The organism is Verrucomicrobiia bacterium (assembly GCA_019634635.1).
Taxonomy (GTDB): domain Bacteria; phylum Verrucomicrobiota; class Verrucomicrobiia; order Limisphaerales; family UBA9464; genus UBA9464.
Map to the genome: position 1 here is coordinate 88,745 of JAHCBB010000002.1, position 19,614 is coordinate 108,358.

A 19,614-nucleotide genomic window follows, 5' to 3' on the forward strand; every position below is an offset into this window, starting at 1 on the left:
CCAGGGCCGAAGGCCCTTGAGCCGGGATCAGGGCGTCATGTTTCAGGCGCCGAGGTAGGCGTCCCGGACCCGGGGATCGGCGCGCAGCCGGGCGGCATCGCCCGAGAGTTGGATGCGCCCGGCTTCGAGGACATAGCCTTGGTGGGAGATCTCGAGGGCGAGGTTGGCGTTCTGTTCCACAAGCAGGATGGTCAGCTGGCGCTGGCGGTTCAGCTCAACGATCCGGTCGAAGATCTGGCGCACGAGCAATGGGGCGATTCCAAGCGACGGTTCGTCGAGGAGGAGACAGCGGGGCCGGCTCATGAGCGCCCGGCCAATGGCGAGCATTTGCTGCTCGCCGCCGCTGAGGGTCCCCGCAAGTTGCCCCTCGCGCTCCCGGAGCCTGGGAAACAGCTCGAAGACAAACGCCTCCTCGCTTCGGATGACGTCTCGGTCCCGCTGCAGGTAGGCGCCCATGCGAAGATTCTCCCGGACCGTCAGATTGGCGAAGACCATCCGCCCCTCCGGGCAATGGGAAAGACCCTGCCCCACAAGCCGGTGCGGAGGGGTTCCGGTGATGTTCCGGCCGTCATACCAGACCTCGCCCGATCGGGGACGCATCATGCCGGATATCGCCCGGAGCGTGGTCGTCTTGCCGGCGCCATTGCCTCCGATCAAGGTGACCATCGTCCCAGACTCCACCCGAAGGGACACGTCATGAAGGGCCGTGATGGCGCCGTAGGTGACGGAGATCTGGCGAACCTCAAGCATCTCGGGTGGGTTCCTGTCCGAGGTAGGCCGCGATGACGGCGGGATTCGCCCGGATTTCCGCCGGAGTTCCCTCGGCGATCTTGCGTCCGTACTCCAGGACATGGATGCGCCGGCAGACCCCCATCACCACCTTCATGTCGTGTTCCACCAAGAGAATCGCCAGTTCGAACTTTTCCTGAATGAACTGGATCAGGCGCATCAGTTCCACCTTTTCCGAGGGATTCATGCCCGCCGCCGGTTCGTCGAGGAGCAGCAACCTGGGCCGGGTCGCAAGGGCGCGAAGGATCTCCAGGCGGCGCTGATCCCCATACGGGAGGCTGCGCGCCGGTTCGTCCCGCACCCGTTCCAGCCGGAAGATTTCCAGCAGTTCCCGGGTCCGTTCCCTCAGCGCCGACTCCTCGGCCTGGAACTTGGGGCCCCGGGTCAGGGAATGCAGCGCGTCGTGGGCGAGGTGGAGGTGGAAGGCGACCCGGACGTTGTCGAAGACGGACAGCCCCGGAAACAGGCGGATGTTCTGGAAGGTCCGGGCAATTCCCCGCTGGGTGATCTGGAAGGGCTTCAGCCCGGTCAGGGGACATCCCTCAAACGCGATGCGCCCCGAGGTCGGCGCGTATACCCCGGTGATCAGGTTGAACACCGTCGTTTTTCCGGCGCCATTGGGTCCGATGAGACCCACAAGCTCGCCGGGCTCCACGGTGGCCGACACGTCGCTGACGGCGGTGAGGCCGCCGAAGCGCACCGTGACCTGGTCCAGATCGAGGAGCGGGGGCATCAGGAGGCGGCCCGGCGCTGGCGGACGGGCCAGGTAAACAGGCCTTGAGGGCGCAGGATCATCAGGCTGATCAGGAGCACGGCGTAGAGGATCATGCGCCAGTCCCCCAGACGTCGGAGGGGCTCCTGGACCACCGTCAGGAGGATCGCAGCCAGGATCACCCCAAGGTGGCGGCCACGTCCGCCGAGGATCACCATGACCACAATCTCAATGCTCTTGTTGAAGTCGAACCCGCTGGGACTGATGTAGCCTTTGAGGTGGGCATACAGCCCGCCGGCCACTCCGGCGAAGAAGGCGCCGATCACAAAGGCGTGGATCTTGTAGCGGGTGGGGTTGAGTCCCATCGCCTCGGCGGCCACCTCGTCATCGGCCACGGCCACGAAGCCGCGCCCATACGTCGAATTCAGCAGTCCCCAGACCACATAGACAGTCAGTGCCGCCCACGCATAAGTCCACAGGGGGTTGGTGTAGGCGGGGATTCCATACAGGCCGGTGGCGCCCCCGACCGCCTTCACGTTCTGGAGGATCACCTTGATGATCTCGCCGAATCCGAGCGTGACGATGGCGAGGTAGTCCCCCTTGAGCCGAAGCGACGGAGCGCCAACGGCGAGGCCGGCGACCGCCGCGAGCAATCCGCCAGCGAGAAGGCCGGAGGGAAACAGGACCCATCGCAGGAGGCCCGGCGGCCATCCGAGCCGGATCCCCAGAGTGGTGGTGATCGTCGCCGCGGTGTAGGCCCCCACCGCCATGAATCCGGCATGCCCGAGCGAAAATTGGCCGGTGAACCCGTTGATGAGGTTGAGGCTCACCGCAAGGATGATGTTGATGCCCACCCCGAGCAGGACATCGAGCCAGTAGGGATCCAGCCGCCCCGACGCCGCCGTCACGACCGCAGAAACGGCGATGGCGACCAGGAGCCATAGGTGGGATCGGGGCAGCACGCGCGGACGCTATCGGACCCGGCGATTGCGGGGAAGCGGTGCCTTCAAATCCGGGCGGCACGTGACCAGCGCACCCGGCGTCACTCGGGCAGCGTGAATTTTGGGGACTGGCTGAGAAACCGCATGGGATTGCGGTAGACGACGGCGTCCACCGCGTCGGCGCTCCAGCCGCGACGCCGCAATTCCAGGGCCGCCCGCGGGACCGCCAGCGGAATGCTTTCGCCCCAGTCGCACGCGGAATTCATCCAGAGCCGCTCGCTCCCGTGCATCTCCAGGATGTCTGCGGCGCGTGCCGCCGTGCATTTGCTGATCGGATACAGCGTCATGCCCGCCCAGTGCCCGCGATCGAGAACCCTCCGGACGGTGTGTTCCTCCACATGGTCAATCAGGACCCGCTCCGGACGGATCCGCGAGTCGGCCTTCAGGACATCGAGGATGAGCCGGGTGCCTTTCAACTTGTCCTCCAGATGCGGGGTATGGACGAGGATCAATTGATCAAGGCGCGCCGCGAGGTCCACGTGCTGTTCGAGCACGAGCACCTCGTTGCGAGAATTCTTGTTGAGCCCGATTTCCCCGATGCCGAGCACTCCCGGGCGCGCAAGGAACTCCGGAATGATGCCGAGGACCTCCGCGGCAAGCCCGGGATCCTCGGATTCCTTCGGATTGATGCACAACCAGCAGAAGTGGGGGAGTCCGTAACGCGCAGCCCTGGCGGGCTCATACTCGGTGAGCTGGCGAAAATAGTCGCGGAACCCCTCCACCGAGCCGCGGTCGAACCCGGCCCAGAATGCAGGTTCACAGACGGCGGCGCACCCGGCGGTGACCATGTCCAGGTAATCGTCAGTGGTCCGGCTGACCATGTGGCCGTGTGGCTCGATGTAGCGCATGGGATCTTGTTGAACGGGTTCAGACCGGCGTGCCCGGCCAGGCGCCGACGGCGCCCTTGCCCGGTGCCCTGTCCACCGGAACCTCCGTGGGATCGCTGAGCGTCCGGAGCACCGCTTCGGCCCGGCCTGCTGCCGGCCCGGCCAGGTGGGTCAGCGCGCTGCGAAATGCGGAGAGGCGAAAGTCCGCATCGCCCGAGCTGCGGTCCACACGGTCCAGGAACGCGGCGAGTTCGATCAGTTTGCAGCGGGCGTCGAGATAATAGAGGTCCAGCACCTCGGTGCGTGTCATGGTGGATATCGGTTGACCGTTTCTGACGTCCCGGGGGTCCCGGGACTTCAAGCGGGCGGCGGTTGGGGGTGCCTGACGGGATCGGAGGGTTTGGGGGGTGGAGCGACGGCGGGCCGGAACTCGTCGGCGTGATAGGAACTGCGCACCAGGGGACCGCTGGCCACGTGAAGAAATCCCATCGTCCCGGCCAGGGCGCGCCATTCGTCAAAGATCCGCGGGTCCACGAACTCCCGCACCGGCAGGTGCCGGAGCGTCGGCTGCAGGTACTGTCCGAGGGTGAGGAGTTCCACGCCGGCACGCCGGAGGTCCTGGAGGGTTTCGAGGACCTCGTCGCGCTGTTCGCCCAGGCCCAGCATGAGCCCGGATTTCGTGTGCAGGGGGCGGACCGCACGTTCGCGGGCCTTCCGGAGAACCGTCAGCGAGCGGTCGTAGGTGGCGCGGTGCCGGACTTCGGGAGTGAGGCGCCTCACCGTCTCGAGGTTGTGGTTGAAGATGTCCGGCCGCGCGGACAGCACGCAGTCCAGTGACGCCTCCCGATTCAGAAAGTCGGGGACGAGCACCTCGATCACGATGCCCGGATTTCCCAGACGTACCGCTTCAATGGTCCTCCGAAAATGGTCGGCTCCCCCATCGGGCAGGTCATCCCGGGCGACGGCGGTGATCACGACATGATCCAGTTCCATCCGCCGGGTTGCCTCGGCGACCCGTTCCGGTTCGTCGGTCTCCAGGGCCAGTGGCCGGGCGGTGTCCACCGCGCAAAACCCGCAGGCGCGCGTGCAGCGGTCGCCGGCGATCATGAAGGTCGCCGTACCCCGGCTCCAGCATTCCCAATGGTTCGGACATCGGGCACTTTCGCAAACGGTGTGCAGTGCCAGGTCCGCCAGCAGCAGCCGCGTGCGCGTGAAAGTATTCGAGGAAGGCAGGGGCACCTTGAGCCAGGCGGGCAGCCGGGCACGGGCGGCAACGGGCGGCGCCGGTGGAGGCGAAACGTGGGGCGTGGCATCCATCAATCGGGAACAGAGTTGAGGCGCGCGGGGGAATTTGCAACCGGAGGCCCGGGCCGGGCCCGCGGGTTCCGGGAACCCGGGTTGACCGCCCGAACCACGTCCGTAACCTGTCCCGGTCAACTATGAGCATCCTCGACAGCATTTACGCGAAGTTGCAGGTCAGGACCGGGGCGAAACTTGCGCTGGTGGTCCTCGACGGACTGGGCGATATCGCCACCCGGGAACAGGGTTGGATGACCCCGTTGGAGGCCGCGCGCACGCCGAATCTGGACGGGCTGGTGGCCTTGGGGTGTGCGCAGGGCCGGATGATCCCGGTCGCTCCGGGCATCACCCCGGGGTCCGGTCCAGGGCATCTGGGGCTTTTCGGATACGATCCAATCGAATGGGAGGTTGGTCGCGGAGTCATTGAGACCCTTGGGCTGGGCATCGAGCTCAAGAGTGGCGATGTCGCCGCCCGGGCCAACTTTTGCACCCTCGACGACAAGGGCCTGGTCACCGATCGCCGCGCCGGCCGCATCGCCACTGAAGTTTGCGAGCGGCTGTGTCGCCTGCTTTCGACGAAGATCAAGAAGCTGGGAGCCGTGAAGGTCCTGATCTACCCGGGCAAGGAGCACCGGTTTGTGGTGGTGTTTCGAGGGGCGGGACTTCAGGGGCCTTTGACCGACACCGATCCCAACCGGGAGGGCCTGCCCATTGCGCAAGCCCGTCCGGTGGATGCCGCAAACCCGGGGCAGGTGAAGGTCGCCGGGTTGATTGCGGAATTCTACAAGGCGGCCCTGCCGCTGCTCGCCGGGGAACACCCGGCCAACGGATTCCTGATGCGCGGGATTGCCCACCAGCCGGACCTCCCAACGTTTGAGCAGCGTTATGGACTTCGCGCGGCGGCGCTCGCCGTGTACCCGATGTACAAGGGTCTCAGCCAGTTGGTTGGCATGGACAAGATCGAGGGACCCGAAACCATCGCCCAACAGCTCGAGCGTTACGTGCAGGAGTACGAGAAGTACGATTTCTTCTTCATCCACTACAAGTACACGGACAAGGCGGGCGAAGACGGCGCCTTTGAGGCCAAGGTGCGGGCGATCGAGGACTTCGACGCGGCGCTGCCGATTCTGCTGGCGCGCAAGCCCGATGTGCTGGCGATCACCGGCGACCATTCCACGCCCTGCGCACTGAAGGGGCACTCGTGGCATCCACAACCCATCCTCCTGCATTCCGCATACAGTGGATCGGACAAGCTGCTGCGCTTCACCGAGACCGGCGCCAACCAGGGCAGCCTTGGGGTCTTCGAGGCCAAATACCTGATCCGGCTCATGCAGGCCAACGGGAGGATGTTCGACAAATACGGGGCCTGAGATCTCCGAGCCGAAGCCGACGGGATCCGGGTGGGCGCACGCGGACGCTCCCCCGTCCCGAGTCGGACTCCGCCCAATGTCCATGAAGGCCGTAATTCTCGCCGCCGGACGGGGCACCCGCATGGGTGGCCTGACGGAGGAATGCCCCAAACCGATGCTTCGGGTCGGAGGGCGTCCAATTCTGGAGCACATCCTGGAGGGGGTGCTTGCCGCAGGCATCCGCGACGTGTGCCTCGTCACCGGCTGGCGGGCGGAGGTCATCGAATCTCACTTTGGCGATGGAAGCCGCTGGGGCGCACGCATCGCCCATGTGCGTCAGGAAGTTCAGGACGGCACGGGGCGGGCACCAGAGGTTGCCAGGCCCTTTGTTGGGGACTCGGACTTCCTGCTGACGTATGGAGACATTCTGGTGCGCCCGGACACCTATCAGCGGATGCGCCACCGGTGGAGTGAGGGGGCATGGGCCGGGCTGATCACCGTGACCGGGGGGCAGGACGTCACCCAGGGGGGACTCAGTTTCTTTGACGGACAGTTTCGTCTGACGCGGCTTGTGGAGAAGCCCGGCGCCGCCGAGTTGGAAGCCTTGCGCGCCACGGGCTGGCTGAAGCCGGGCCAACCGGCCTGGTACAATGCCGGCATCTATCTGTTCCGTCCCTCCCTGTTCGACTACACCGCGAATCTCCACAAATCGCCGCGTGGCGAATACGAGCTGACGGATGCCATTGCCGCCATGGTGGCCGATGGGCATCCCGTCGTGGGACTGCCCATCGAGGGCCGATGGGTGGATGTGCGGGATCCAGCGGTGCTTGCGCGGCTCCAGCCGGCATCCGGCGCCACTTGAGGCGGGGGAGATCCGGGCCGGGACGCCCGTCGCCCGACCGTCCGGCAAACCCGTCAACCCTTCACCCGACCGCCGGGCCTGCCGGTTCCTGGGCGGATCGTCCGTCGCATGCTGCAATTCCGGTGGGCGATCCGGCAAGGAAAGGCGAGACCCGGAGCCCCGGATCTGCGAGCGTGGGTCCATGCGTCCCAGATTGTGGGAGGGGGTTTTCCGGGGGCTGTGCGGAATGTTGGCCGTGGCGCTGGCGTCGGCCTGCGCCCGTTCGCAGGACTTTCAAGGCGCCACGCACCTAGTGCCCTTCGAGGAGGAAAACCTCCAGTACGGCCGGACCGAGGCAACCGGTGCGATCCCCAGGCTGCAGGCCCGCCTTGACCGCGGGGAAATCCCGCTGGTTTGGGAGGCACGACACGGCTACCTGCCATCGCTTCTGGAGGCGCTGGAAATTTCCACCAACTCGCAGGTCCTGGTCTTTTCCAAGACCTCCTTCCAGCGGGATCGCATCTCACCCCGGAACCCAAGGGCCCTCTACTTCGGTGAGGATGTGTACGTCGGCTACGTGCCGGGTTCGCCAGTGCTGGAGTTTTCCATGGCAGACCCGAAGCTGGGCGGGGTGTTTTACACCTTCGAGAACCGCAACGGGGCCAATCCACGGTTCGTGCGGACCGACGCCTGCCTGGAATGCCATGCGGCGGGGAAAACCATGGGGGTGCCGGGTCATCTCGTAAGGTCCTTCGAGACCGACGAGCGCGGAGTGACCGATCTGTTGACGGGAACCGGGAGCATCACCCACCGCACGCCGCTGGAGGAGCGATGGGGCGGGTGGTTTGTCACCGGCATGCACGGGGACCAGTCCCACCGCGGCAACCTGGTGGGCGCCGCCGCCTTCCAACGGCAGAAGACCGAGCCGAATTTTGCCGGCAATCGCCCGGATTTGAGCGCCTTTTCGGAGCATTTCGACGTCGGACAATACCTGGCGCCCACCAGTGACATCGTGGCCCTGATGGTTCTGGAGCATCAGCTCCACATGCACAACTTCCTGACGCGGCTGAACTACGAGGCCACAATTCAGCTCAAGGCCTACGGTCACTGCAACTACCTCAAGAGTCCGCTCGAGGCCTTCCTCCGTTACCTGCTCTTCACCGAGGAGACGCCGCTGACCCATGCGGTGATGGGGAGTCCCGACTTCGAGCGTGACTTTGCCTCCGGAGCGCTGCGGGACGCCCGGGGCCGCTCGCTGCGCGATCTGGACCTGAAGTCCCGGTTGTTTCGTCATCCGTGCAGTTACCTCATCCATTCCGAGGCATTTCGGGAGCTGCCCGCGCCATTGAAGGACCGGATCTATGCTCGGCTTTGGGACATCCTCACCGGACGCGACACCGGACCGGAGTGGAACCGCCTGACTGCTGAGGACCGCCAGGCGGTGCTGGAGATCCTGCGGGCGACGCAGCCCGACCTGCCGGACTCGTGGCGGGCCGGAGCGCAGCCCGGATCCAAGGCGCCCTGAGCTGCTCCGTGCACCCATCCGGGGTGTCGAATCCCCTCTTCCGGTCCGAACCGACCCCGGCTAGGTTGCCGCCGTAATGCAATCCACGAGTGATTTGCGCGTCATCAGCAACCGCCGTTTGCTGGCGCCGCGGCTGTTGAAGGGCGAGCTGCCCATGGACGCGGCATCCACCGCAACGGTGGTCGAGGGACGTGCCACGGTGCAGCGCATCCTTCGCGGTGAGGATCCCCGCCTGCTCGTGGTGCTGGGTCCGTGTTCCATTCACGACCCGAACAGCGCCATGGAGTACGCGCGCCGCCTGGTCGCCCTGCGCGAGCACGTCCGGGATCAGCTTTACCTGGTGATGCGCGTCTATTTCGAAAAGCCCCGCACGACCATCGGGTGGAAGGGCCTCATCAATGATCCCCACCTGGACGGAAGCTACGACGTGGACACCGGAATTCGCATGGCGCGCCGGTTGTTGCTGGCGGTGAACGGGCTCGGACTCCCTGCCGGCACCGAGTTTCTGGACCCTGTGGTTCCCCAGTACATCGCCGAACTGGTGAGCTGGGCGGCCATTGGGGCGCGCACGACCGAGAGTCAGACCCACCGGGAGATGGCCAGCGGCCTGTCCATGCCGGTGGGCTTCAAAAACGGGACCGATGGATCCCTCCAAACCGCGATGGACGCCATGTTATCCGCCCGGCATCCGCACCATTTCCTCGGCATTGACCAGGATGGATGCGTGTCGGTGGTGCGCACGACGGGCAACCCTGACGGCCATGTGGTGCTGCGCGGCGGCCGGGCCCGGACGAATTTCGACGCGGCCAGCATCGCGGATGCCGCGGACCAGTTGCGACGGGCGGGACTGCCGCCTGGCTTGATGGTGGATTGTTCCCATGCCAATTCGGCCAAGCAGCACGCCCGCCAGGAGGAGGTCTGGCAGAACCTGATTTCCCAGCGTGTGGAGGGTTGCGAACCGTTGATCGGGGTCATGGTGGAAAGCCATCTCAGCGAGGGCAATCAACCCATGCCGAAATCCCCGGCCGAGTTGAGGTATGGCGTGTCATTGACGGACGCCTGCCTTGGCTGGGAGGCGACGGAGCGCATGTTGAGGCATGGCGCCGAACGGCTTCGGGCCGAGCGTCGGGTGGCGGTCCGGGCCTGACCGCCTGCCATGGGGACCGAACCTCAGAACATCGCAGTCGCGGTGGGGCTTGCCGTGGCGGCCCTCTGCGGGCTCGTGGTGGTCTGGAAGGTCACCAAGTCCCTGCTGATCCTCTTGTTCTGGCTCGCGGCCGGACTGGCGGTGGCCGTCGCGGCTTGGTGGCTGCTCGCCCGTCAGGGCATCCTTCCGCCCCTCCCGGCGCTCTAGCCCGGCGACGCGGCCAGACATCCCTCGGACTGGCGGGAACTCGGTGCGGGCGGAGCACGTGTCCATTCGAGTCGTGTGGAGCGCTTCAACCGTGGACGCGGTGGGCGGGCGACCGTCCCACGGATGCGGTGATCAACCGGGCGCCTGATGGCACTGCAGGGCGGGATCAGGGCAAGGGACTGGGTGATTGACGGACATTGGGACTGGCGGGAGGCTCGCGCCATGCTCTCCCGCAGACACTTTCTCGGCTCCACAGCGGTTGCCGCCGCTGCCGCTGCCTCCCTGCGTCCGCTGAAATCGCATGGCGCGGAATCCGTGCCAGTCCTGGGGGAGATGTGCGTGGTCACCTACAATCTCCGCTACGCGAGCGCGACCGGCGAGAATGCGTGGCCGGTGCGGCGTCCGGTGATGCGTGCCCTGCTGCAGGAATTGAAGCCCGATGTCATGGGCACCCAGGAGGGTTTGTACGGGCAGCTCCAGGAAATCGCGGCGGATCAGCCGGATCTCGACTGGATCGGCCTCGGACGTGATGGCGGCAGCCGGGGTGAGTTCATGGCCATCTTCTACCGGCGCGATCGTTTTGAGCCGCTCGAGTACGATCATTTCTGGCTTTCGGATACGCCGCTGGTGATGGGGTCTTCCACCTGGGGCAACACCAACCGGCGCATGGTCACCTGGGTGCTGTTTCGCGACCGGCGGACGGGCAGGAACTTCAATTTTTGGAACACGCACCTCGACCACGCCCTGCAACCGGCGCGGGAGAAGGCGGCGGCGCTGATCCTCGACCGGATCCGGGCCGATGCCCCGGCCGCCACGCCGTTGCTGCTGGTGGGGGACTTCAATGCCGTGGCCGGCAAGAACCCGGTCTACGACCTGCTGGTTCGCGACGGGGGCCTGACGGACACATGGACCACCGCCGCGGTGCGTCGGAATGAAGCCATGAACTCGTTCAACGGATTTCAGAAGGCCCGGGCGGATGGCCAGCGGATTGACTGGATCCTGACTCGTGGCCCGGCCTCGGTGCGGGCCACGGAGATTGTGACCTTCGAGCGCGATGGTCAGTGGCCGAGTGATCACTTTCCCGTGGCCGCATGGCTTACCCTCGGGTAAGCCCGGATCACCACCAAAGCCAGAGGAACCTCAGACCATGCACTACATCGCCCTTGCCGTGTTTCCGAAGGATTCCAGAACCCTTTCGGAGCTCGCCTCCCGCCGCCGCAGTTACCGGTATCCACCGTCTTTCAAGAATGTGCAGAGCTACCTCGATGTGCAGGGTGGGAGGGCCATCGTGCATTTCGAAACCGACGACGCCACGGCGATCCTGCAGTATACCGCGGACTGGCCGGAGGTGACCTTCGACCTTTTCCCGGCGGTGCCCAGCGACCTGGGATGGCAGACCTACCTGCAAACCAAGTCATGAACACCGCGATTCCGGGTCAACAGACTGGCCCGGGCCAGCGTGGAACGTCCGTGGCGTCCGGCGTCAGCGGTTCAGCCAGGCCCGGAGGCTGCGCTGCACCAGTTCCGGGGCGTCCTGCTGGACGAAATGTCCTGCCCCGGGAATGGTGACCAGTGTCAGATCTTTTTCGACGAAGTCCCAGTTGCCGTTGAGCGCCGGGGAGAGCAGCGCGGTGTCTGCAAGGCCGTGGATCATCAGCACCGGGCACGGCACCTTCACCAACGGTGAAGGATCCTCGACGTAGGGCTCGCGGGGGTAATTGCGCCGGTAGTAGGCCATCAGCGCCTCAAAATCCGATCTGCGGAACGCTTCGATGTACCGGGCCTTCACCGGAGGCTCCGTCACCCAGAAGGCGAGTCCCTCGGCGGTCAGCGCCATCGCGGCACCGGGCTGCTGGAATCGCCGGGCGTAGGCGCTCGCCGCCTGCTGCTCGGGGTTGTTCGCCAGCTCACGGGCCAGCCCGCGGGGATGAGGCAGGTTCAAAATGACCAGACGTTCGACCCATTCCGGATGCCGTTGCGCAGCCATCCAGGCCACGGCGCCGCCCCAGTCGTGCCCGATCACCACAGCGCGGTCGCGTCCACGCGCCCGGATCACCGCCCCCAGATCCGAGACGAGCTCGGCCATGTCGTAGGCGGCCTCGCCCCCGGGGCGGTCGCTCAGGTTGAAGCCGCGCTGATCGTAGGCGACGACCTCGTAGTCCCCGGCGAGCGCCTCCATCACCCCGCGCCATGTGAGCCAGAAATCGGGAAAGCCGTGGATGAGGACGACCAGGGGCCCCTCGCCGAGGCGGGCGTAATGGAGGCGGACGCCGTTGTTGGTGGCGAAGCCGTGCGTCACCCTTGCCTCAATGGGCAGGAGAGCCGTGCCGGCGTCGGACTGACCGGGCGCCCTGAGGTTCAACGCAAACGTCAGGAGGACCCAGCATGGCAACCACCGCAGCGACGACATCGGGGACTCCAGACGAGCGGGGTCAGCGGGTTCCCGCCGTGTGGGGTGCCGGCGTGTGCATCGCGGGCGGCGGCGATCCCAGCCCGGCGACCGCCTCGCGAGCCATGTTGATGACGCCCCCGGGGAAGCAACCGATGCCGACCATCCCGGCGACGCAAACGGCGATCCCGATGGCGGAGGCCATCGGTACGCGGACGGGACGATCCACGGCATCCTGCGCGGACCAGTACATCGTCCGGACGATGTTGAAGTAATAGTACAGCGACAGGACGACGGAGAAGCAGGCGACGAGGATGGCGACAAGGAAGAGGCGGCTGGTGCCGACCTCGAGCGCGGCGGCCTTGAAAAGGTAGAACTTGGCGAAGAACCCGGCGAGCGGCGGCACCCCGGCAAGACTCACGAGGGCGAGGGTCATGACGGTGGCCAGGACTGGAGAGCGGCGGCCGAGTCCGGCAAAAACGCTGACGTCATCCTGATCGTCCGGGGCAGTGACCTGCGCAATCACCGCAAACGCGGCCAGCGTGGTGAAGACGTAGGCGGCGAGGAAATAGAGCACCGCGCTGGAGCCGGTGATGCCGGCGGCGGCGACCCCGAGGAGAATGTAGCCGGCGTTGGCGATGGAGCTGTACCCCATGAGCCGCTTCACGCTGCGCTGGGCAAGGGCACAGAGGCTTCCGTAGAGCATCGTGGCCATCGCAAACGCGAGGATCAGGGCCGTCCATCGGGCGGCCACCTCGGGCACCACGCTGTGCGCCAGGCGCACGACCAGCACGAAACCGGCCGCCTTGGACCCCGTGGCCAGCAGGGCGGCGGTTGGGGCCGGAGCGCCCTGGTACACGTCGGGAGTCCAAAGCTGGAACGGCACTGCGGAGATCTTGAAACCGAGGCCGACCAGGGTGAGCAGCAGTCCGATGAGGAAAACCGGGGACTGCCCGAGGGAATCCTGACGGGCGGCAATCTCGTAGAAGTTTGTGGTATTGGCCGCCCCGAAAATCAAGGCGATGCCGTACACCATGAACGCGGCGGCCAGGGCCCCGAACACAAGGTACTTCACGCCCGCCTCCAGGGACGCCTGACGGCGGCGCTGGAAGCTGACGAGCACGTAAAAGGTGACGGTGATGAGTTCGAGCGAGACGAACATCAGGATGAAATCGTTCGCCGACGCCGCCAGAAGCATTCCGGTCAGGGCAAAGAGCGTCAGTGCCACGTACTCGCCGAAGCCGTCGAAGCGGTCGGCGTATCCGGCGGCGATGAGCAGCACGACGATTGCGGCGATCAGGAACAGTCCCTTGAAAAAATTGGACAGGGCGTCCACCAAAAACATCCCGCCAAATGCCGTGTGGTCGTCCGGCGCCAGGGCGCCCCCGTGGAGCGTGAGGATGAGGAGCAGTCCCGTGGCGGCCACGTAGGCCAGGCCGCGCCGCGCTGCCGGCGCCACCCACAGATCGGCCAGCAGGACGCCCAGGCCCAACAGGGCGACCAGAATTTCGATGGCAAGCAGCGAGGAGTTCATCGGGACACGGGAGTCGGGTGGCCGGACGCAGGCGGTGCGATTGCCACGACGGAGGTGACGACGGCGGGGTCCGGCGCCGCGGACGGCCGGGCGCGCTCGACAACCCACGCAGCGCTGGGCCGGATGCGGTCCACCAGGGTGAACGGCGCCACGCCGAAGAAGATCATTGGCAGGAGCAGCACCAAGTAGGGCACACGGCCGGTCCAGGTGACGTCCCCGCCGGCGGCCCCGGTTTCGGGGGCCGGTCCGTGGGCCACCTCGCGGATGGCCCGGAGCATGTACACGCCGCCCAGGATCAGCCCGCCCCAGGCTGCGGCGACCACGAACCAGGGAAGTGCCTTCCACACGCCGAACATCACGGTCAGTTCGCCGGCAAAGCTCGCGAACCCGGGGACGCCACACCCGGCAAGAAGGGCCGCCACCAAGGCCGCGCCAATGAATGGCATGGTGCGCATCAGGCCACCGAGGCTCCCAAGATCAAGGGTGCCGGTCTGGCGGCGCAGGTGGCCGCCGAGGGCGAATTCCAGCGGGGCGAGCAGCGCATGCGCCACCATGACCACCACCGCTCCGGTGATGCCAATGAGACTCACGCTGGCCAGTCCGAGGAAGACAAACCCCATGTGGGCCAGGCTGGAGTTGCCGAAGAGCAGGTTGAGATCCCGCTGCCGCATCGCGACCCAGCCGCAATAGAGCAGGTTTCCGAGACAGAGGATGGCGAGGACCCGGGTCCAGGCCGCAACCCCTTCGGGCAGGAGGGGAAAGGCGGCACGCAGCAGGGCGAGAGCCCCGATTTTTTTGAGGAGGCCGGCATGCAGCATCGCCGTTGCCGTGGGCGCCGCGGCGTAGCCGGCGGGCGCCCAACTGTGGAACGGCCAGAGCCCGACCAACGTGCCGAATCCGAAGAGCAGCAACCCAAAAATCAGCACTTGTGACGGGGCTGGCAGCGGGTGCTCCCGTAGCCAGGCCGACAGGGCGACCACGTCGAGGGTGTTGGCCCCGGAGAGTGCGTAAAGGCACACCAGTCCGGCGAGGGCGACCAGGGCACCCAGCGAGAGGTAGAGCGTGATCTGGAACGTCACCGCGGTGCGGTCCTCGCCCCGTCCCCAGATGCCGATCATCAGGAACGTCGGCACCAGCGCCAGCTCGTTGAAGAAGTAGAGGAAGAAGAGGTCGAGCGAGATCAGGGCGCCGAAGACGCCGGCGACGATGAGGAGCAGCAGGACATAGTAGAGACGGCACTGGTCCCGGATCTCCTCCGAGATCCAGGCGGCGGCAAACGACACCAGGGATGCCACGAAGACCAGTCCGACGCTGAGTCCGTCCACACCCACCCGGTAATTCAGCCCCAGGGCGGGAATCCACTCATGAACCGCTCCGAGATGATAACCGGCGTGGCCCACCGGAAATCCCACAAACACGGTGGTGGCAATCAGCACGGTCACCCCGGTGACTCCCAGCGCCACGCCGCGCCAGGCGGCCGCCAGGTGCCGGGGGAGCATCAGGACCGTCAGGGCGCCGAGGAGGGGAAGCAGGGGAAGCAGCGTGAGCGGGGACATGGAGGTCACTTGATGGCCAGCAACACGACGAGGGCGACGCCGGCGACGAACAGGAAGAGGTAGGTCTGCAGGTTGCCGGTCTGCACCAGCCTCAGTGCGCGTCCGAAGAGGTCCACCGCCCCTGACAGTCCCCGGACGAGAAATCCCTGGACGACCCAGCGGTCCACGCCGTTGGTCAACGCGGCGATGCCGTCGTGGAGCGCGAGGGCCGTTGCCGAATACACCTCATCGAAGTACAGGCGGTTGCGGAGCGCGCGCGACAACCGGGGCAGGCGGGCGGGCATCGGGTCGGCGGCGGCGCCCTGATAGGCCACGAAGGCGATGGACAGTCCGAACACGATCATGCCGAGTCCGAGGAACGCACCGAGGGGGGAATGGTTGAACGGCTCAAAGAACACGTCGGATGCCCCGTCGGCCGCATGCGGCTCCGATCCCGGTATGAGGGCATGGCGCAGATAGCTCCCCAGTGGGAGCCAGCCCAGACCCACCGATGGCACCGCCAGCAGCAACAGGGGCACGGTCATGCGGCGCTCCGGGTCCGACGCATGCGCGGCGGCCTCGCTCCGGGGGGCACCCAGGAAGGCGATGAGGATCAGGCGGCCCATGTACAGGGTGGTCAGTCCCGCGACGAAGATGCCGAGGGCGAACAGCACGGGTCGCTGATCGGCAAGCGCCGCGGCGAACACGGCGTCCTTGCTGTAGAACCCGCTGGTGACCACCGGCAGCCCGCACAGCGCCGCGGCACCGATGAGGAAGGTCCAGAAAGTGACCGGCATGCGCGTCGCCAGGCCTCCCAGGCGCCAAATATCCTGTTCGTGATGGCAGGCATGGATCACGGCACCCGCCCCGAGGAACAGCAACGCCTTGAAGCACGCGTGGGTGGTGAGGTGGAACATGGCGGCATCCGGTCCTCCGCAGCCCACGGCGAGCACCATGTAGCCCAGCTGCGACAGCGTGGAGTAGGCGAGGATGCGCTTGATGTCGTCCTGCTGGACCGCAATGACACCGGCCAGAAGTGCCGTGAGGCCGCCGGTCCAGGCGATGATGTCGAGGGCGGTCACGGAGCCCAGGAAGGACAGCGGTCCCGGCCATGCGGGGGTCGCGCCGAACAGGAAGAACAGCCGGCACAGGAGGTAGACGCCGGCAGCGACCATCGTGGCCGCATGGATCAGGGCGGACACCGGGGTCGGGCCCTCCATGGCGTCGGGAAGCCATACGTGCAGCGGCACCTGGGCGCTTTTGCCCACCGCCCCGAGGAAGATCAGGACGCCGGCCAGCGAGGCCATGGACCCAAGCACCGCGGGATCGGCGCCGAGAGCGTCGGCGAGGGGCGCATAGGACACCGTCCCAGTCGCCGCCCAGACCGCCAGAATGCCAAGGAGAAAGCCGAAGTCGCCGAGACGGTTGGTCAGAAAGGCCTTTTTGGCCGCGTCGGCCGCCGCCGGTCGCGTGTACCAAAACCCAACCAGCAGGTAGCTGGAGACCCCGACAAGCTCCCAGAACACGAAGGTCTGGACGAGGTTGTCGGACAACACGATGCCGAGCATCGAAAACGTGAAGAAACCGAGGCTGGCGAAATAGCGGGGATACTCCTCGTCGTCCGCCATGTAGGCCGTGCTGTACAGATGGACGAGGAAGGACACCCCGGTCACCACCATGAGCATGAGCGTGGACAGCGGGTCCACGATGAGGCCGATCTGGACGTCCAGGCCGCCGACGGAGAGCCACGGCAGCGGATGGACGGCAGGGTGGGCGCCGTGGATGCCGAAGAGAAAAAAGAGCCAGACACTGAGGGCGAAGGCGGTGGCGACGGCCGACAGGCTGAGCGTGGTGGTGAGTTCGCGGTTGCGGCGAAGCCCGAGCGTGATGCCAAGGGCGGCCACCAGCGGCAGCAGCAGGACGGCCCAGGCGAGGTCCTGAAAATTGGAGGTCGTGGGGGTCACAGGCGGAGACTGTTGAGATCCTCGACGTGCGCGGTGCCCCGCTTGCGGTAGAGGGCCACGATCAGTGCGAGGCCGACCGCCACCTCGGCGGCGGCGACGGTGATGATGAAGAACACCATCACCTGGCCCTTGAGGTTGGCGTTGTAGCGGGAGAAGGCGACGAGCGCGAGGTTGGCGGCGTTCAGCATCAGCTCCAGGCTCATGTAGATCACCAGCAGGTTGCGCCGGGCCAGCACGCCGAAGAGCCCCAGGCTGAAGAGCAGGGCGCTGACGACCAGGTAGTGGTTCAGGCCGACGGTCATTTCAGGTCCTTTTTGCTGAGCAGGATCACCCCGACCATGCCGACGAGCAGCAGGAGGGACATGACCTCAAACGGGAGGAGGTAGAGGGTGAAGAGCGACTGGCCGAGCTCGCGGGTGCCGCCCTCGACGAGGGGGCGGCCGCCGGCCTGCGGGGTGGCGGCGATCACGGCCCGGATCAGGATGCCGGCGATCACGGACACGGAGAGCGCCCCGAGCCCCACCGTGACGCCGCGGATCCGCCGCCGTTCCTCCTCGGGGAGGTTGAGGAGCATGATGACGAAGAGGAACAGCACCATCACCGCGCCCGCGTAGACGAGGATCTGGATGGCCGCGAGGAAGAAGGCGTGGAGCAGGATGAACAGGCCGGCCAGAGCCACGATGGTGAGCACCAGAAACATGGCGCTGGTCACCGGATTCCGGCTCCATGGGTTGGCGACGCAAAGGAATCCGAACAGGAGGGCCAGTCCGGAGAATGCGTAGAAAAGGAGGTCGGTGAGCCCGGGCATGGATTTTAGGACGGGTTCGGGGGGAAGGACTCCTGCTCGCGGGCCTCCTCGAGCTTCTGTTTCCACTTCTGGATGCCGCCATGGATGCCGCCGAGCTCGAGCAGCTTCTCCTTGTTGTACACCATCGCCTCGCGTGAGGTGCCCGTCAGGGAGTAGTCGCGCTGCAGGAAGATCGCCTCTTCGGGGCACACCTCCTGGCAGAGCCCGCAGAAGATGCACCGGAGCATGTTGATCTCGAACTCCCGCGGCATCTTTTCGGCGTTCGCCCGGTCCGCGGGAGGTCCGTCGGGGCCCGGTGGTGTGATCTTGATGGCCTTGGGCGGGCAGATGAATTCGCAGAGCTGGCAGCTCACGCACTTGGTGTCGCCCTCCTGGTCCTTCACAAGGTAGGGGGCACCCCGGTAGCCTTCGGGGACCACCCATTTTTCCTCCGGATACTCCATCGTGACCGGCTTCCCTTTGAAGACGGACCGCGCGAAATGCTTCCACGTGACCTGGAATCCGCCGATGATGGAGGGGAGGTAGGTCCGCTCCACGAGGCTCAGGGGTTTGCGTTCGACGACCTTGGTCATGGGAGCATTCCGGTCAGGGGTTGAGGGCGGCCAGCACGAGGGCGGTGATCAGAATGTTGGCAAGCGCCAGCGGGATGAAGCGACGCCATCCGAGGTCCATCAGCTGGTCGTAGCGAAAGCGCGGGAACATCCAGCGCACCCAGATGAACAGGGCCATCAGGACCATCATTTTGACCAGGAAACAGGCGATGTGCGCGAGCCCGCCGGCGAGGCCCGTGGCCGGTCCGCCGCCCCAGGGAAAGGTCCAGCCGCCGAAGAACAGGGTCACCATGATCGCCGAGGCGGTGATCATGTTCGCGTACTCGCCGAGGAAGAAGAGGGCGAACTTCATCGAGCTGTACTCGGTGTGATACCCCCCCACGAGCTCCGACTCCGATTCCGGCAGGTCGAACGGCAGCCGGTTGGTTTCGGCGAAGGCGGCGATCAGGAAGATGAAGAATGCCAGCGGCTGCTTCCACACCATCCACTGGAACAATCCGCCACCCTGATAGGCGACGACCTTCGAGAGGTTCAGGTCCCCGATCACCATGAAGACGGCAACGACGCTCATGCCCATGGCGATCTCGTAGGAAATCATCTGCGCCGAGGAGCGAATGCCCCCCAGGAAGGGATACTTGGAGTTTGAGGCGTAGCCGGCCAGGACGATCCCATACACGCCTAGCGACGCGATGCCGAAGGTGTAGAGCACGCCGACGTTGAGATCGGCGATGACCATCGGATTGTTCGGGTTGCCGAGCGTGGAGCCGAAGGGGATCACGGCGATGGTCAGGAACGCCGGCACCGCCGTCAGGGCGGGGGCGAGCCAGAAGTACACCTTGCGGACGTACGCCGGCGTAAAGTCCTCCTTGAGCAGAAACTTGAGCCCGTCGGCCATGGGCTGGAACAACCCGAGGCGCACCAGGGCCGGGCCGATCACCGGGAGATACTGGATCAGTACCGGGGCAGCTCGGTTGGGGCCGACACGGTCCTGGATCCACGCCGAGATCTTGCGCTCCGCGAGCACGGCGTACGCCACAAACGTCAGCGTCACCCCGAACGCGAGGAGGATTTTGACCACGCTGAACAGGACGAACTGGGTCGTCGGACTGAGGTAGTAGATCGCGTCCATGGCGGCC

21 protein-coding genes are annotated in these 19,614 nt (G+C 66.0%); 7 read left to right on the plus strand and 14 right to left on the minus strand.

Translation table 11 applies throughout. The features are described from left to right. Window positions 1-42: 42 nt before the first annotated feature. From KF791_01725 to lipA, 6 genes are all read right to left on the minus strand, one after another. A complete protein-coding gene (locus tag KF791_01725; protein MBX3731294.1) occupies window positions 43-750 on the minus strand; it encodes an ABC transporter ATP-binding protein in 708 nt (235 codons plus the stop codon). Beyond that, complete coding sequence (locus tag KF791_01730; protein MBX3731295.1) at window positions 743-1,522, minus strand: ABC transporter ATP-binding protein; 780 nt, start codon at window positions 1,520-1,522, stop codon at window positions 743-745. The genes KF791_01725 and KF791_01730 overlap by 8 nt, the downstream gene beginning before the upstream one ends. After that, complete coding sequence (locus tag KF791_01735; protein MBX3731296.1) at window positions 1,522-2,460, minus strand: branched-chain amino acid ABC transporter permease; 939 nt, start codon at window positions 2,458-2,460, stop codon at window positions 1,522-1,524. The genes KF791_01730 and KF791_01735 overlap by 1 nt, the downstream gene beginning before the upstream one ends. Before the next feature lie 83 nt (window positions 2,461-2,543). Then, the gene (locus KF791_01740) at window positions 2,544-3,350 is read right to left on the minus strand and encodes a TatD family hydrolase (protein ID MBX3731297.1); all 807 of its coding nucleotides are present in this window, start codon (window positions 3,348-3,350) and stop codon (window positions 2,544-2,546) included. Window positions 3,351-3,369: 19 nt separating this feature from the next. Further along, window positions 3,370-3,639, minus strand: coding sequence for a hypothetical protein (locus KF791_01745; protein ID MBX3731298.1), 270 nt, complete (start codon window positions 3,637-3,639; stop codon window positions 3,370-3,372). A 47-nt stretch (window positions 3,640-3,686) separates the two neighbouring features. Further along, the gene (gene lipA, locus KF791_01750) at window positions 3,687-4,646 is read right to left on the minus strand and encodes a lipoyl synthase (protein ID MBX3731299.1); all 960 of its coding nucleotides are present in this window, start codon (window positions 4,644-4,646) and stop codon (window positions 3,687-3,689) included. Window positions 4,647-4,768: 122 nt separating this feature from the next. Here lipA and KF791_01755 point away from each other — a divergent pair, with 122 nt between their 5' ends. The 7 genes from KF791_01755 (at window position 4,769) to KF791_01785 (ending at window position 11,117) form a co-directional block, all read left to right on the plus strand. After that, the gene (locus KF791_01755; protein MBX3731300.1) at window positions 4,769-5,998 is read left to right on the plus strand and encodes a 2,3-bisphosphoglycerate-independent phosphoglycerate mutase; all 1,230 of its coding nucleotides are present in this window, start codon (window positions 4,769-4,771) and stop codon (window positions 5,996-5,998) included. A gap of 82 nt (window positions 5,999-6,080) precedes the next feature. Then, a complete protein-coding gene (locus KF791_01760) occupies window positions 6,081-6,839 on the plus strand; it encodes a nucleotidyltransferase family protein (protein ID MBX3731301.1) in 759 nt (252 codons plus the stop codon). Window positions 6,840-7,020: 181 nt separating this feature from the next. Next, window positions 7,021-8,343 (plus strand): hypothetical protein, encoded by a 1,323-nt coding sequence (locus tag KF791_01765; protein MBX3731302.1) that lies wholly within the window; start codon window positions 7,021-7,023, stop codon window positions 8,341-8,343. Between the two features lie 76 nt (window positions 8,344-8,419). After that, window positions 8,420-9,490, plus strand: a complete 1,071-nt coding sequence (locus KF791_01770; protein ID MBX3731303.1) for a 3-deoxy-7-phosphoheptulonate synthase — start codon at window positions 8,420-8,422, stop codon at window positions 9,488-9,490. A gap of 9 nt (window positions 9,491-9,499) precedes the next feature. After that, window positions 9,500-9,697: a hypothetical protein gene (locus tag KF791_01775; protein ID MBX3731304.1), complete on the plus strand. Its 198-nt coding sequence runs from the start codon at window positions 9,500-9,502 to the stop codon at window positions 9,695-9,697. A 222-nt stretch (window positions 9,698-9,919) separates the two neighbouring features. Continuing rightward, the gene (locus KF791_01780) at window positions 9,920-10,807 is read left to right on the plus strand and encodes an endonuclease/exonuclease/phosphatase family protein (GenBank protein MBX3731305.1); all 888 of its coding nucleotides are present in this window, start codon (window positions 9,920-9,922) and stop codon (window positions 10,805-10,807) included. A 37-nt stretch (window positions 10,808-10,844) separates the two neighbouring features. Then, a complete protein-coding gene (locus tag KF791_01785; protein ID MBX3731306.1) occupies window positions 10,845-11,117 on the plus strand; it encodes a DUF3303 family protein in 273 nt (90 codons plus the stop codon). A 63-nt stretch (window positions 11,118-11,180) separates the two neighbouring features. On the opposite strand, the gene KF791_01790 is transcribed toward KF791_01785, so the two are convergent. Genes KF791_01790 through nuoH form a run of 8 tightly spaced genes read right to left on the minus strand, consistent with a single transcriptional unit; the run spans window position 11,181 to window position 19,607 of the window. Continuing rightward, entirely contained in the window at window positions 11,181-12,107 is a 927-nt protein-coding gene (locus KF791_01790) for an alpha/beta hydrolase (protein ID MBX3731307.1), read from the minus strand. Between the two features lie 22 nt (window positions 12,108-12,129). Beyond that, complete coding sequence (locus tag KF791_01795) at window positions 12,130-13,620, minus strand: NADH-quinone oxidoreductase subunit N (protein ID MBX3731308.1); 1,491 nt, start codon at window positions 13,618-13,620, stop codon at window positions 12,130-12,132. Next, complete coding sequence (locus tag KF791_01800) at window positions 13,617-15,176, minus strand: NADH-quinone oxidoreductase subunit M (GenBank protein ID MBX3731309.1); 1,560 nt, start codon at window positions 15,174-15,176, stop codon at window positions 13,617-13,619. The genes KF791_01795 and KF791_01800 overlap by 4 nt, the downstream gene beginning before the upstream one ends. A 5-nt stretch (window positions 15,177-15,181) precedes the next feature. Next, window positions 15,182-17,119 (minus strand): NADH-quinone oxidoreductase subunit L, encoded by a 1,938-nt coding sequence (gene nuoL, locus KF791_01805; protein ID MBX3731310.1) that lies wholly within the window; start codon window positions 17,117-17,119, stop codon window positions 15,182-15,184. After that, entirely contained in the window at window positions 17,116-17,421 is a 306-nt protein-coding gene (gene nuoK / locus KF791_01810; GenBank protein MBX3731311.1) for an NADH-quinone oxidoreductase subunit NuoK, read from the minus strand. Before nuoK ends, nuoL begins: the two co-directional genes overlap by 4 nt. Then, complete coding sequence (locus KF791_01815) at window positions 17,418-17,927, minus strand: NADH-quinone oxidoreductase subunit J (GenBank protein ID MBX3731312.1); 510 nt, start codon at window positions 17,925-17,927, stop codon at window positions 17,418-17,420. The genes nuoK and KF791_01815 overlap by 4 nt, the downstream gene beginning before the upstream one ends. Before the next feature lie 5 nt (window positions 17,928-17,932). Next, window positions 17,933-18,499 carry an NADH-quinone oxidoreductase subunit I gene (locus KF791_01820; protein MBX3731313.1) on the minus strand — a complete coding sequence of 189 codons (567 nt, stop codon included), beginning with the start codon at window positions 18,497-18,499 and terminating at the stop codon, window positions 17,933-17,935. Window positions 18,500-18,512: 13 nt separating this feature from the next. Beyond that, window positions 18,513-19,607: an NADH-quinone oxidoreductase subunit NuoH gene (gene nuoH, locus KF791_01825; GenBank protein MBX3731314.1), complete on the minus strand. Its 1,095-nt coding sequence runs from the start codon at window positions 19,605-19,607 to the stop codon at window positions 18,513-18,515. Window positions 19,608-19,614: the final 7 nt, after the last annotated feature.

Bases quoted from the DNA above. Each gene is read 5' to 3' on its own strand.
- KF791_01800 (MBX3731309.1), bottom strand. From the start codon at position 15,176: ATGTCCCCGCTCACGCTGCTTCCCCTGCTTCCCCTCCTCGGCGCCCTG.
- KF791_01730 (MBX3731295.1), bottom strand. From the start codon at position 1,522: ATGCCCCCGCTCCTCGATCTGGACCAGGTCACGGTGCGCTTCGGCGGC.
- nuoK (MBX3731311.1), bottom strand. From the start codon at position 17,421: ATGACCGTCGGCCTGAACCACTACCTGGTCGTCAGCGCCCTGCTCTTC.
- KF791_01775 (MBX3731304.1), top strand. From the start codon at position 9,500: ATGGGGACCGAACCTCAGAACATCGCAGTCGCGGTGGGGCTTGCCGTG.
- KF791_01815 (MBX3731312.1), bottom strand. From the start codon at position 17,927: ATGCCCGGGCTCACCGACCTCCTTTTCTACGCATTCTCCGGACTGGCC.
- KF791_01725 (MBX3731294.1), bottom strand. From the start codon at position 750: ATGCTTGAGGTTCGCCAGATCTCCGTCACCTACGGCGCCATCACGGCC.
- KF791_01745 (MBX3731298.1), bottom strand. From the start codon at position 3,639: ATGACACGCACCGAGGTGCTGGACCTCTATTATCTCGACGCCCGCTGC.
- KF791_01770 (MBX3731303.1), top strand. From the start codon at position 8,420: ATGCAATCCACGAGTGATTTGCGCGTCATCAGCAACCGCCGTTTGCTG.
- KF791_01790 (MBX3731307.1), bottom strand. From the start codon at position 12,107: ATGTCGTCGCTGCGGTGGTTGCCATGCTGGGTCCTCCTGACGTTTGCG.
- KF791_01780 (MBX3731305.1), top strand. From the start codon at position 9,920: ATGCTCTCCCGCAGACACTTTCTCGGCTCCACAGCGGTTGCCGCCGCT.
- KF791_01755 (MBX3731300.1), top strand. From the start codon at position 4,769: ATGAGCATCCTCGACAGCATTTACGCGAAGTTGCAGGTCAGGACCGGG.
- KF791_01785 (MBX3731306.1), top strand. From the start codon at position 10,845: ATGCACTACATCGCCCTTGCCGTGTTTCCGAAGGATTCCAGAACCCTT.
- KF791_01795 (MBX3731308.1), bottom strand. From the start codon at position 13,620: ATGAACTCCTCGCTGCTTGCCATCGAAATTCTGGTCGCCCTGTTGGGC.
- KF791_01740 (MBX3731297.1), bottom strand. From the start codon at position 3,350: ATGCGCTACATCGAGCCACACGGCCACATGGTCAGCCGGACCACTGAC.
- KF791_01760 (MBX3731301.1), top strand. From the start codon at position 6,081: ATGAAGGCCGTAATTCTCGCCGCCGGACGGGGCACCCGCATGGGTGGC.
- KF791_01765 (MBX3731302.1), top strand. From the start codon at position 7,021: ATGCGTCCCAGATTGTGGGAGGGGGTTTTCCGGGGGCTGTGCGGAATG.
- nuoH (MBX3731314.1), bottom strand. From the start codon at position 19,607: ATGGACGCGATCTACTACCTCAGTCCGACGACCCAGTTCGTCCTGTTC.
- lipA (MBX3731299.1), bottom strand. From the start codon at position 4,646: ATGGATGCCACGCCCCACGTTTCGCCTCCACCGGCGCCGCCCGTTGCC.
- KF791_01820 (MBX3731313.1), bottom strand. From the start codon at position 18,499: ATGACCAAGGTCGTCGAACGCAAACCCCTGAGCCTCGTGGAGCGGACC.